Below are 12,465 nucleotides of genomic sequence, written 5' to 3'. Positions count from 1 at the left end.
ATGAACCGAGAAAGTCGCGGCTGGACGCGACGGCTGGACGCGCGGACCTGGTTCGACCTGGGCACGGTGCTGGTCGCGCTGATCTGGTACGCGGTGGCCTGGCCGACCCTGCACCTGACCCACGCGGTGCCCGCCGCGGCGCAGCCGTTCATCGCGGCGCTCGCCGCGTTCCCGGTGCTGCTGGTCCGGGTCAACCCGGCGCTGGGCTGGGCCATCTCGGCGGGCTCCGCGCTGGTGATCGCGCTGGCGATCCCGCATCAGCCGAACAACGACCTGCCGTTCCAGGTCGTGCACGTGCTCTGTGTGCTGGTGCTGTTGTTCGCGGTGGCATTGCGCGCCCCGGGACAGATCGTGGCGGTGTCCTGGGCGGCGACCGCCCTGCTGTTCGCGACCACCATGCCCGGCGAGGGCGAAGCGTTCGCGAACGCCGCGTGGGGCTGGCCGATCGCGCTGGGCGCGCTGGTGCTGTTCGGACTGCTCGTCCGCTGGCTGGCGCTGTCGCGGCGGCAGCTGGTGCGCCAGGAGGAGGAGAACGAACTCGAGCGGGCCCGCCGGGCCATCTTGGAGGAGAAGGCGCGCATCGCCCGCGATCTGCACGACGTCGTGGCCCACCACATGTCCTTGGTGGTGGTGCAGGCGCAGACCGCGCCGTACCGGGTCGAGGGCGTCACCCCGGCCGCGCGCGCCGAGTTCGAGTCGATCGGCGCCACAGCGCGCGAAGCGCTCAACGAGATCCGCGGCATGCTGGGTGTGCTGCGCAGCGACGGCCAGTTGCCCGAGCACGCGCCCCAGCCGAAGGCGGCCGACGTGATCGGCCTGTTCGAAGGCGCGCGCCGCGCTGGTGTCCGCATCGAGTGGACCGTCGAGGGTGCGCTGGACACGATCCCGGAGACCACCGGCCTCGCCTTGTTCCGCGTCGTGCAGGAATCACTGTCCAACGCCTCCCGGCACGCCCCGGGCGCGCCGGTCCAGGTGCGCATCGCCCGCGACGCGGAGCTGCTGCTCGACGTCGAGAACGAGCCGGGGGCCACGCCCGCCCGGACGGTCGGCAACGGCGGCCACGGCATCGCGGGTATGCAGGCACGAGCGCTGGCCGTGGGCGGCGAGGTGACGGCGGGGCCGCGCACGGACGGCGGATTCCGGGTCCACGCGCGCTTCCCGCTCACCGTGCCGGAAGCGGCTGCCGCAGTTGTCGGTGCAGGCGCGCTGCACGGCGAACCAGGACGCTGAGCACCGCCGGGAGGATGCGCAGTGCGCTGCGGGTTCCTGCGGATGCTGATCGGAGGCAGCGACGGAAGGCACGTGCCGCCGTTGCACAAAGCACCCGAGGCTGCCGGGCACGACACCGAATCGGGAGTTGAGCGGTGTCGAGACATCGCATCAGAGCAGACCGTGGCCGCAGCGCCCGAGCGGCGATCAGATGTGCTGGCCTCGGACACGGGCCGAGCGTGCCCGTCGATGCACAGTCGGGACAGTGGGCCCCTGGCATGCTCGTGCGTCCGGTCGGCGCGACGCGCAGTCGTACGGGGCAATTAGGGTGAGCTGGTGGCAATTACGGTGTTGATCGCCGACGACCAGGCGATGGTCCGTCAGGGGTTCGGGGCGCTGCTGGCCGCGCAGCCGGATATCAGCGTGGTGGGCGACGCGGCGGACGGCAAGGTCGCGGTGGCCGAGGCGAAGCGGCTGCGCCCGGACGTCGTGCTGATGGATGTGCGTATGCCGGAGATGAACGGGCTCGACGCGGCCCGCGCCATCCTGGCGGCCGGGTTCGACCCGCCGGTGCGCGTACTGATGCTCACCACCTTCGACATCGACGACTACGTCTACGAGGCGCTGAGCCTCGGCGCCAGCGGGTTCCTGCTCAAGGACGCGCCCGCCGAGGAACTGGTCCGCGCGGTGCGGGTGGTCGCCGACGGTCAGGCGCTGCTCGCGCCCACGGTCACCCGCAGACTCATCGCCGACGTCACCCGCCGCCGCAGCGCTGCCCGCGCCAAGCCGTCGCCGCAGCTGTCCGCGCTGACTCCCCGGGAGCGGGAAGTGCTGGAACTGATCGCGAAAGGCATGTCGAACTCCGAGATCGCCGAAACCCTGTTCGTGGCCGAGCAAACCGTGAAAACCCATGTTTCCAAGGTGTTCTCGAAGCTGAATCTGCGCGACCGGGCGCAAGCCGTGGTGCTGGCCTACGAAACCGGCTTGGTCACCCCGGGCTGAGCCGGGTCACATCGGCGGGCAGGACCCGCCGCGCAGTTCGTCGAGATGACCGCCGAGCATCCGCGCCATCCGGCTGAGGATGGTGGTGGAGTCGTCGAAGCTGCCGGAATCGGCCGTCGCCGCCAGCGCGACGGCGACCATGCCGGACCGCACCGGTACCAGGCCGAACTGGCGGACGGTGTAGACGCCGGTGTCGTCGTCGGGACCCCAGCCGCCTTTGAAGGCCGTGCCCTCCAGGACGCCAAGACCCCATGCCTGCTCGGGCGTTATCTTCGTCATCAGCTCGGTGACCTGGAACGACTCGGGCAGGCACGGCAGCCGGGAGGCGAAGCGGGCTTGATTGGCCAGCGTCCATTCGGTGCCGCCGAAGGAGGTGTAGTCCAAGGTGGTGCGCGGGCCCGCCACCCCGGTCGTGGCGTCGCCCGCCTCGTCGATCACGTCCTGCACCGCCTTGGCCGCTTCCAGCCCGTCGCCGAGCGATTGCCACAGCGCCTCCGCGGCGTCGTTGTCCGACCACGTGATGGCCGCCTCCACGTCGTGGATGATGCCCTCCTGCGGGTCGTGCCGCAGCGCGGCGATCGCGAGCGGCACCTTGATCGTCGACCACGCGATGCCGCTGACCCAGTCGCCGAAGACGGTCATCCGGCCCCCGCCGACGGGGATGATCGCCATGCCGACCTGTCCGCCGAGCTGGGGTTGTAACTGGGTGAAATCGGCGGCCAGCGAGTCGGGCATGGATATGGCGAGCCGCGGCCGCCACGCCCCCGCGGTGTCGACGACGACCGCCGGGGGATCGGTGTCGGCCCGATTGCCGGGAAGCAGCGTGCACGAAGTCAGCGTGAGCAGCACCACCATCGCTGCGGCGCGCAGCACCGAACGACACGACGAAGCGGATCCCGTCGACCTCACCACCGAGTCCTCCCCACCACCGGTGACGCGTCGCGCTGTAGAACGGCGGTGCAAAATATCTCATCGGGCCCGTCCGGTCGGTGACCGGACGAGAGACATCACCGCGGCGCGCGGCGGCGTCGACGGCACGATGTCTCGAACATAGTTTTGCCGATCTTCCCGGAGAATTCGAAACCCCGTGGCCACGGCGTCACCCGGTAGGCTCCAGGATCGGTAGGAAAGCGGTCACCTGAAGGGGGCGTGTTGCTCGACAGCGGTGCGGTGTTCGCCGGGTTCACCATAGAGAAGCTCCTCGGTCAGGGCGGCATGGGATCGGTGTATCTCGCCCGTCATCCCAGACTTCCTCGGCAGACCGCGCTCAAACTGCTCAACCGGGAGCTGTTCACCGACGTGGAGGTCCGGGCCCGCTTCGAGCGGGAGGCGGACCTGGCGGCGCAGTTGGACCATCCGAACATCGTCGCGGTGTACGACCGCGGCACCGAGGACGAGCAGCTGTGGATCTCCATGCAGTACGTCGACGGCGTCGACGCGGCCACGGTGAACCCGCAGAACCTGCCGCCGGAGCGTGCCGTGCAGATCGTCGAAGGCGTCGCCTCCGCCCTTGACTACGCGCACGGGATGGGGGTGCTGCACCGCGACGTCAAGCCGGCGAACATCATGCTGGCCCGCGCGGTGGGCGGCCACGGTGAGCGGGTCTTCCTCACCGATTTCGGCATCGCCCGGCTGCGTGAGGATTCCACCCACCTGACCCAGACCGGCATGTTCACCGCGACGCTGGCCTACGCCTCGCCCGAGCAGATGACCGGGGCCCACCTGGACCACCGCTCCGATCAGTACTCGCTGGCGTGCGCGCTGTATTGGTTGCTGACCGGCGTCGCCCCGTTCGACGCGCCCGCCCCCGCCGACATCATCCGCGGCCACCTCCAGTTGCCGCCGCCCTCCGTCGCGGCCCGGCGCGCCGGTCTGTCGCCCGCGCTGGACGCGGTGATCGCCAAGGCCATGGCGAAGCGACCCGACGACCGATACGTCTCCTGCGTCGAATTCGCCTCGGCCGCGCGGCGAGCGCTCACCGAGCCCGCTCCGACGGTGGTGGCCGCGCAGTACCAACCGCAGCCGGCGCCCACCGTCTTCGCGCAACCGGCCTATCCCGGGCCGGAGGCGAGTCCGCCGACCTACGTCCCCACCGCCTCCGCCCCCGGCTATACCGCTCCACCGCAGTACAACCCGAACCCCATGAGCGGCCAGCAGTTCTCGGCGTCCAATGGCTATGCCGCGGCGGCTCCGCAGCCGAGTTACCCTGCGGCGCCGCCGCCTTCGGCTCCGGCACCGATCGCCTATCCGCCCCACCAGCCGAGTTATCCGTCGCAGGGCCGCTCCAATACCGGCCTGATCGTGACCATCGTCCTGGTGATCGTCGCGCTGCTGGTCGGCGTCGGCATCGTCGTCGCGAAGGTCGGATTCTCGAATTCCGCGTCGCCGCTCGACCTCCCCACCAAGACGCCGTCGGGCCCGTCCGCCGCGGACAAGCTCGCCGAAGCGTTCCCGAAGCTGCTGCCGCAAGGCGTCGATACGAAATACGACATCGGCTCCGGACCGGGCTATCGCGGCAAGACCTGCTTCCTCGGCACCGCCAAGCCGGGCGGCAAGGTGTCCAGCGCCAACGGCGTACCCGACTTCCCGAACTGGGCGACGGCCTGGAACTGCTGGGGCACACCGATCGACGAGCCCGACTACGTCCTCATCGGCTTCAAGTCGTCCGCCGATGCCCAGGCCGCGGTGCGGGACCTGCCGTCGAATACCGCGACGACCGAACGCAACAACGGCGAGTCGTATTCGACCTACCGGTGGCAGGAGAAAGCGAGCGGACTGCCGGACGGCTATCTCGTCGTCGACTTCGCCGACGACCCGGCCCGGTCGAACTACCTGCTGTTCGCCACGGTGACCCTCACCGACAGCATGCCGACCTCCGGGTTCGGCATCACCTCGGCGAAATTCAAGGCCTGGTTCGCCGACCTGCCGCTGTGAACCAGGAGTCTCAGTCGACGGCCAGCGCCTCCACGATGGGCAGCCGGGCCGCGCGCAACGCGGGTGGAATCGACCCGAGCAGCGCCAGCGCCAGCGCGATCACGGCGTAGACCAGCAGCATCGGGCTCGGCCGGTAGGCCACGTCGATGGTCAGCGCGTGTCCGATGGCGACCGTGCCCAGGAACTGCACCGACGCGCCGAGCGCCAGACCAAGCACCGCGCCGACGATCCCGATACCGGCGGCCTCGGCCAGCACCGAACGCATCAGGAACTTGCGCCCGGTGCCCATGGCACGCAGTACGCCGAGTTCCCTGCGGCGCTCCAGCACCGAGAGCATCAACGTGTTGAGCAACGCGACCGTGGCGACCAGCACCACGATCCAGAGAATGGCGTTGCTCATCGCCATACCCTGCCGGATGCTCGACGAAGCGGCCACCACCGTGTCCGCGCCGGTGTCCACGTTCAACTCCGGCGGCACCACTTGCCGTATCGCCGCGAACACCGCCGCGCGGTCGGCGCCCGGTGCGATGTCGACCGCGATGACCGTCTCCCCGGGCCGTTCGTACCAGCTGCGCATCAGGTTCAGGTCCATCATCACCACGCCGGCGATGGCGGAGAAGTACGGAATCACCTGCAACACACGCACGGTGTGGGGGCCGGTAGGGGTCGGCAGGGTCAGTTCCGCGCCCGCGCCGACGCCGAGTGAGCGCGCCACGTCGCGCGAGATGGCCACGCCTTCCCCGGCCGACAGCCGGGCGACCGATTCGTCGGTGAGCATGCGCATCCGCGTTTCCCTGGCGTCGGGCGGAAACCCTTGCAGCATCACGCGACTGCCGCCCAGCGTGGCGAAGGCCATCTGCGCCGGGCTGAGATGCGCGACGCCGGGCACCGCCGCGAGCTTGCCCGCCAGATCCGCGGGCAGCAGCGGCCCGGTCGGGAACTGCGCCATCGAGGCGGGGCTGACGTAGACGTCGTTGCGGGCCAGATCGGTGAAAGTGACCGTGGCCGAGTCGATCATGTTGCTGGAGGCGCCGCTCATGCCGACGGTGGCCCCGACACCGATCATCACCGTCATCGCGGTCGCCCACACGCGCCGCGGCGAACGCTCCAGCGTGGTCGCGCCCAGGGCGCCGGGAGCGCGGAACCAGCGCGCGATCCCCGCCGCGGCCCGCACGATCGGGCCGGTCGCGGCGAAACAGATCAGGATCGCGGCGATGAACGACATCGAGATCGCGGTCAGCGAGTAGCGGCCGAGATCGCTGCTCGCGATCAGCACCGCCGCCCCGGCCAGCCCGCCACCTGCGATGACGGCGAGCCAGCGCAGCAGCGGGCTCGCGGTGTCGGTCCGGCCCGCTCCGACCGGAGCCAGCGCCTCGATGGGCTGGACCTTGTACACCTGGCGGGCGGCGAGGGAGGCCGCGAGCACGCTGGTGAACACGCAGGCCACGACGGCGAACGGAATCACGTACCAGGGCACCGAGTATTCGGTGCGCGCCTCCACGGACTGCACGATCGCGGTGGGCAGTGTGCCGATCGCGATGCTGCCCATGAACACACCCAGCGCCGCGCCGACCGCGCCGCCGAGCACGCCGAGCAACGCCGCCTCGGCCAGCAGGTCGCGCACCATCGGGCCGCGCTTGCCGCCGATCGCGCGCAGCAGCGAGAGCATCGGCCTGCGCTGGGCGATCGCCATGCTCATCGCGTTGTAGATGAGGAACGCCGAGACGATCAGCGCGGCCGCCGACGCCATGGTGGTGGAGTAGCGGACGATCTGCACCGCGCCGCCCGCCTGCACGGTGCGCAGACTCGGCTCGGCCACCACCGCGCGGCCGTCCACCGCGTCGGTGAGCGCCGCGCGCACCTGACCGAGATCGGCGCCCTGGGCTGGGATGATCTGCACCGAGTCCAGCCGCCCGGCCCGGTCGGTGATCTTCTGCGCCAGCCCGAGCGGGGCGGCGATGAGGTGGCCGTCGTCGAGTTTCCGGGAGGTCTCCGCGTCGAGGACACCCGCGACCGTGACCGTCGTGCCGCCGAGCGCGAACTGCTCGCCCTCGGCGCGGCCGAGCCCGGTGCCCACCAGCACCCCATTGGGCACCGAGAGCAGCTTCCCCGTGAAAGCGCTCATCGGCGCGGTCAATTCGCTGCCCAGCGCGCCGATGTTCGAGTCGGCGCCGATCAGCAGCGCGCGGTCGGCGCCGGTGCCGATCTGCGCGCGCAGCATCGGCACCGCCACCGCGACGCCGGGTGTGGTCGCGATCCGCCGCAGCAATTGCTGGTCGAATCCCGCGTCGGTGATCCCGCTGACCTCCAGCTGCGCCTTCCCGCCCAGGCCGCGGGTCAGTCTGTCCACCGAGCCGGTGACCGATCCGGAGATGCTCAGCACCGCCACCAGCAGCGACGCCGACACGCCCATCACGATCAGCGACATGAAGGTGCGGCCGCGATGGGCGAGCAGCTCGCCGATGTTGAACAGCCGCAGGCGATCCCACGCCGCGCCGATCATGCTGTTTCCCTTCTCGCCCGCATGTCCACGCCGCGCCGCCGACCGTTCACGCGTTGACCGTCCGCTCGACCTTGTCGTTGGACCCGATCCGGCCGTCGCGCAGGGTGATCACACGGTCGCAGTAGGTCACCGCGCCCATGTCGTGGGTCACCATCACCACCGAACTGCCCGATGCGGCGATCTCGCCGAGCAACTCGAGGATGGCGGCGCCGGTCTTGGAGTCGAGATTGCCGGTGGGCTCGTCGGCCAGGATCAGCGGCGGGTCCATGATCAACGCCCGCGCCACCGCCACCCGCTGCATCTGCCCGCCGGACAATTCGGCCGGACGGTGTTCGGCCCGCGCCGCGAGGCCCACCCGGTCGAGCAACTCCAGGGCGCGCGGCTTGGCCTTGCGCAAACCCGTGCCGTCCAGCAGTTTCGGTATCGCCACGTTCTCCCACGCCGAGAGCGTGGGCAGCAGGTTGAAGAATTGGAAGACGAATCCGACCTGGTGACGCCGGAATTCCGACTGCTGCTCCTCGTCCAGCACGCCGATCTCCTCGCCCCGGAACCGGATCGAGCCCGCGTCGGGACTGTCCAGCGCGCCGAGCAGATGCAACAAGGTGCTCTTACCGGAACCGGATGGCCCGATGATCGAGGTGAATTCCCCAGTCTCTATTCGCAATGCGACGTCGTCGAGTGCGCGGACCGCCTGGCCGCCGACCCGATACTCCTTCGTCACGCCCGATAGTTCCAGCATCGCCGGTTCCGGCATCGTCGTCCCCCGCTCCGTATGGTCGATCAAAGTTCTTCGTTCCTCGTCGCGCGTTACCGCGCCATGGCCTCCGACGCGAGTTTGCGGCGACGATACTGTGCGTCGAGCACCGCGCGCAGCACCGGCTGCTCGGCCGCCAGTTCGAGATAGGCCTCCATCGCCGTCGATCCCTGGTCGAGTTTCGCGGCGAAGTGGAGATTCCACCGGTAGCGCAATGTGAGCAGGAGCCCGTCCTCGCCGCCGAACAGCCGATCCAGATCGGGGAGTTCCGCGAACAGGTCGGGATCGGCCGGGTCGAGCGCCGCGCGGGTGAGTACGGTGTGCACGATGTCGGTTCGAGCGTGCTGATCCGTCCAGGACATGGCCATCGCCTTCCTCTGTGAATACCGCCAACGCTACGGACGCGACCGTGTTGTTGTCGTCGTGCCAGGGACCCGAATGCGTCTCCGACCACGGTAGGAGCGGCGGCCCGCTCGCGGGACGATGTACCGGCCCGGATCCGGCGGCTAGCCTTACAGAATGGGTTCGACCGGCGTATCCGAAGCACCGCCAGGTACGCCTCGCGCGGGCCGCGTGCCGGCCTCGATGCGGCGTGTCGGGGAGCGGTGCGCCGAGTTCGCGCGCGATCCGGTCGCGGCCTTCCGGCGCAGCGTCGAGGAGTTGCCCTACGACTACCCGCCCTCGGTGATCGTCAGCGTCGACATCGCGGTCTTCGCCGTGGCGGTCGCGGCGGCGATCCAGCGGCACAGCTATTTCCCGACCCTGCTTCCGATCGTGGCGGTGCTACTGACCTGCGCTTTCGGTCCCTTGCACGCGTTGCTCGGCGTGTTGCCGCGCCCGCTGCTGCTCGGCGCGATGGCGATGACGGCCGAGGCGCTGTTCCTCGCTCAACCGGTCGAGGCCGATTTCGCGCCGTTCGTCCTGGTGGCCGCCGCGGGCGAGATCGCGGCGATCGCGCCGAAACGGGTGAGCATCCCGGTCACCATCGCGATGATGCTGCAACTGGTCGCTTTCGCCCTGATCGGCCATGTGACCGAAGGGTTGCCGACCTATCTGGTCGGCGTCGCCTTCGGCTGGATGGCCGGGTTGATGCTGCAGTATCAGCGCCGCTTCCTCTACCAGGAACGCGGGTATCAGGACATCCGCGCCGCGCAGGCCGCCGACGAGGAGCGGCGCCGGATCGCCAGAGAAGTGCACGACGTGATCGCGCACTCGCTGAGCGTCACGCTGTTGCATCTCACCGCCGCCCGGCACGCGCTGCAGACCGACCGCGACGTGGACGAAGCCGTGGAAGCGCTGACCGACGCCGAACGACTCGGCAGGCAGGCGATGGCCGACATCCGCCGCACGGTGGGCCTGCTCGACGCGCGCCCCTGGAAGCAGGCGCCGGAACCGGGTGTGGAGGACATCGAGGATCTGGTCGGCGATTTCGTGCGGGCCGGTCTGGACGTGCGCTACGACCGCGAGGGCGATCTCGGCGCGGTGTCGCCCGCGGTCGGGCTCGCGCTGTACCGGATCGGCCAGGAGTCGCTGGCGAACGTGGTCAAACACGCGCACGGCGCGTCCGCCAGGATCCGGGTCGCGGTGGACACGACGATGGTCACCCTCACGGTGGACAACACGGTGCCCGCAGGGCTGCCCGCCCAGCGCGGCGCGGGCATGGGTCTGTCCGGTATGCGGCAGCGCGCCGAACTGCTCGGCGGGCGCATGACGGCGGGCCCGTCCAGCCGCGGCTGGTCGGTGCGAGCCGGTATCCCGCTCGCGCCCGGTCGCGGCGGATTCTCGTGTTCGGTGCTGCCGGGAAGCTCCACCACCGGCCGGGAGGTTTCGTGAGCGAGCGTCGGCGAACCGGAGCATCGGGCGTTGCCGGGTCCGGGCAACGAGGTGGAGTTGTGCGCGTTCACCGGCGAGTGAACCGAGAACGGAGCGTGCCGTCGTGCAGGTCGGAACCGAACGCCACCGGGGTGCGGTCGTGAGTGTGACGACACCCGCCAGTGGCGAGGACGCCGTAACCGTGCTGGTGGTCGACGACCAGGAGCTCGTGCGCGGCGGTCTGCGGCGCATCCTGCGCAGGCGGGACGGATTCGTGGTCGCCGAATGCGCCGACGGCGACGAGGTGCCCGCCGCCGTCGCGGAGGTCGGCCCCGACGTGGTGCTGATGGACCTGCGGATGAAACGGGTCGGCGGCATCGACGCGACCAGGATGCTGCGGGCGCGCGACGGGGCTCCGCCGGTCCTGGTGCTCACCACCTTCGACGACGATCAGTTGCTGTCCGGAGCGCTGCGCGCGGGCGCGGCCGGATTCATCCTCAAGGACTCGCCCGCCGAGGACCTCATTCGCGCGGTACGGATGGTCGCGGGCGGCGGCGCCTGGCTCGACCCCGCGGTGACCGGCCGCGTGCTGTCGGCCTACCGCACCGTACGCCCGGTGCGCACCAACACGGATGCACGCCTGTCCGAGCTGACCGCGCGCGAATACGAGGTGCTCGAACTGATCGGGCGCGGCCGGGTGAACGCGGAAATCGCTCGTGAACTCGGCATCTCGGAAGTGACCGTGAAAAGTCATGTGGGGCATATCTTCGGCAAGCTCGAGCTGCGGGATCGGGCCGCGGCGATCGTGTTCGCGTTTGACCACGGGGTGGTGACACCCGGAGAATCCAATCTATGACGGGCAGGCTCCGGTCGCGTACCGCGTGATCTCGGTGTGCGTTCCAGGCCCGGGATGCGGAGGATGACGGGTGCAGGAACCTGGGCCGAGAACCGGGACGCGGTTCGGGCCGTACGAACTGCGGTCGTTGCTGGGCAAGGGGGGAATGGGGGAGGTATACGAGGCGTACGACACGGTCAAGGACCGGGTGGTCGCGGTCAAGCTGCTCTCCGAAGAACTCGCCAAAGACCCGATGTACCAGTTGCGTTTCCGGCGCGAATCGCAGGCCGCGGCACGGCTGGCCGAACCGCACGTCATCCCGATCCACGACTGGGGCGTCATCGACGGGGTGCTGTTCATCGACATGCGGTTGGTCCGGGGCGTCGATCTGCGCACCCTGTTGCGCGGCAAGGGTCCGCTGAGCCCCGCTCGCGCCGTCGGCATCATCGAGCAGATCGCTTCGGCGCTCGACGCGGCGCACGCGAACAATCTGGTGCATCGCGACGTGAAACCGGCGAACATCCTTGTCACGGACGCGGATTTCGCGTATCTAGCCGATTTCGGTATCGCGCATACCGAAGGCGACAGCGCGGTGACGCTGGTCGGCATGGCCGTCGGCTCCTACATCTACATGGCTCCTGAGCGCTTCGACGTCGGCCCGGTGACCGGCCGCGCCGACGTCTACTCGCTGGCCTGCGTGCTGCACGAGTGCCTGACCGGAGCGACGCCGTTCCCGGCGGCCAGCATGAACGTGCTGATCAAATCGCACATGTCCGATCCGCCGCCGCGGCCGAGCGCGCAGGCCAGTGGCATTCCCGCCGCGTTGGACGAGGTGGTGAACCGCGGTATGGCCAAGGACCCGGCCGACCGCTACCCGACCGCGACCGCGCTGGCCAGGGCTGCCCGCGCCGCCCTCACCTCGGCGCCTGCCACCGGGCCGACGCTGGTGGTGCGCGCGCCCGACCGGTCGCAGCAGACCGGTGCGGCGGTCGCGCCGGAATCGACCGGCGAGCTGCCCGTGATCCATCCGAGCGCGCCGACGGTGGTCCGGCCGACGGAGTTCCAGTTCACGCCGCTTCCGTCGGCTGATGCGCCGGAGCCGCCGCGAGCCCCGTTCCCGCCGGAGGTGGACTTGCCTCCGATACGTCCCTTCCCGGACGCGCACCTGTATCCGGAAACCCAGGCGTATCTGGAGGCGGCGGGATACCCGCAGGCGCCGGAGCCTGCCGCGCCGCCGACACAGGTGTATCGGCAGGGCTACGCCGATTCCGCCGCGCCGGGGGTTTTCGATTCCGCGTACGCGCGACAGCTGGACGACGCCGCATACCCCGATCCGGATTCCACTCGGATGTTTTCGGAGCCCGCTGCCCCGCCGACGCAGGTGTTCGGGCAGGGTTCAGCCGCGCCGGGGGTTTT

General features: G+C 70.0%; 9 protein-coding genes and 1 pseudogene. 6 read left to right on the top strand and 4 right to left on the bottom strand.

Going from position 1 to position 12,465, the window contains the following annotated elements; genetic code table 11:
- Both ACWESM_RS03230 and ACWESM_RS03225 read left to right on the top strand, forming a co-directional pair.
- Positions 1–1,230, top strand: a complete 1,230-nt coding sequence (locus tag ACWESM_RS03230; protein ID WP_364429281.1) for a sensor histidine kinase — start codon at positions 1–3, stop codon at positions 1,228–1,230.
- A gap of 315 nt (positions 1,231–1,545) precedes the next feature.
- Positions 1,546–2,211, top strand: a complete 666-nt coding sequence (locus ACWESM_RS03225) for a response regulator (RefSeq protein WP_039799687.1) — start codon at positions 1,546–1,548, stop codon at positions 2,209–2,211.
- Between the two features lie 6 nt (positions 2,212–2,217).
- Here ACWESM_RS03225 and ACWESM_RS03220 read toward each other — a convergent pair whose 3' ends face one another.
- Positions 2,218–3,120, bottom strand: coding sequence for a serine hydrolase (locus ACWESM_RS03220; RefSeq protein ID WP_355078807.1), 903 nt, complete (start codon positions 3,118–3,120; stop codon positions 2,218–2,220).
- A gap of 240 nt (positions 3,121–3,360) precedes the next feature.
- Here ACWESM_RS03220 and ACWESM_RS03215 point away from each other — a divergent pair, with 240 nt between their 5' ends.
- Positions 3,361–5,145 carry a protein kinase domain-containing protein gene (locus ACWESM_RS03215; protein ID WP_452490882.1) on the top strand — a complete coding sequence of 595 codons (1,785 nt, stop codon included), beginning with the start codon at positions 3,361–3,363 and terminating at the stop codon, positions 5,143–5,145.
- Between the two features lie 10 nt (positions 5,146–5,155).
- Here the strand turns inward: ACWESM_RS03215 and ACWESM_RS03210 are convergent, their stop codons facing one another.
- From ACWESM_RS03210 to ACWESM_RS03200, 3 genes are read right to left on the bottom strand one after another with little or no spacing between them, the layout of a single operon-like run.
- Positions 5,156–7,648, bottom strand: a complete 2,493-nt coding sequence (locus ACWESM_RS03210; protein ID WP_452490881.1) for an FtsX-like permease family protein — start codon at positions 7,646–7,648, stop codon at positions 5,156–5,158.
- Positions 7,649–7,694: 46 nt separating this feature from the next.
- The gene (locus ACWESM_RS03205) at positions 7,695–8,402 is read right to left on the bottom strand and encodes an ABC transporter ATP-binding protein (protein ID WP_355078810.1); all 708 of its coding nucleotides are present in this window, start codon (positions 8,400–8,402) and stop codon (positions 7,695–7,697) included.
- A gap of 53 nt (positions 8,403–8,455) precedes the next feature.
- Positions 8,456–8,764 (bottom strand): hypothetical protein, encoded by a 309-nt coding sequence (locus tag ACWESM_RS03200; RefSeq protein ID WP_452490880.1) that lies wholly within the window; start codon positions 8,762–8,764, stop codon positions 8,456–8,458.
- A gap of 157 nt (positions 8,765–8,921) precedes the next feature.
- Here ACWESM_RS03200 and ACWESM_RS03195 point away from each other — a divergent pair, with 157 nt between their 5' ends.
- From ACWESM_RS03195 to ACWESM_RS03185, 3 genes and pseudogenes are all read left to right on the top strand, one after another.
- Positions 8,922–10,235, top strand: a complete 1,314-nt coding sequence (locus tag ACWESM_RS03195) for a sensor histidine kinase (RefSeq protein ID WP_397275421.1) — start codon at positions 8,922–8,924, stop codon at positions 10,233–10,235.
- 181 nt (positions 10,236–10,416) lie between these two features.
- On the top strand, positions 10,417–11,070 hold the full coding sequence (locus ACWESM_RS03190; RefSeq protein ID WP_364429610.1) for a response regulator transcription factor: 654 nt from the start codon (positions 10,417–10,419) through the stop codon (positions 11,068–11,070).
- Positions 11,071–11,140: 70 nt separating this feature from the next.
- Positions 11,141–12,169 (top strand): annotated as a pseudogene (locus tag ACWESM_RS03185) (serine/threonine-protein kinase); the annotation flags it as partial.
- Between the last annotated feature and the right edge of the window lie 296 nt (positions 12,170–12,465).

Source organism: Nocardia sp. NPDC003999 (assembly GCF_053604885.1).
The sequence above is the reverse complement of the archived record's forward strand: the minus strand, read 5'-3'. Positions and strand labels throughout refer to the sequence as shown.

Coding starts and splice junctions, on each gene's coding strand:
- ACWESM_RS03205 (WP_355078810.1), bottom strand. CDS start 8,402: ATGCCGGAACCGGCGATGCTGGAACTATCGGGCGTGACGAAGGAGTAT.
- ACWESM_RS03230 (WP_364429281.1), top strand. CDS start 1: ATGAACCGAGAAAGTCGCGGCTGGACGCGACGGCTGGACGCGCGGACC.
- ACWESM_RS03210 (WP_452490881.1), bottom strand. CDS start 7,648: ATGATCGGCGCGGCGTGGGATCGCCTGCGGCTGTTCAACATCGGCGAG.
- ACWESM_RS03200 (WP_452490880.1), bottom strand. CDS start 8,764: ATGTCCTGGACGGATCAGCACGCTCGAACCGACATCGTGCACACCGTA.
- ACWESM_RS03195 (WP_397275421.1), top strand. CDS start 8,922: ATGGGTTCGACCGGCGTATCCGAAGCACCGCCAGGTACGCCTCGCGCG.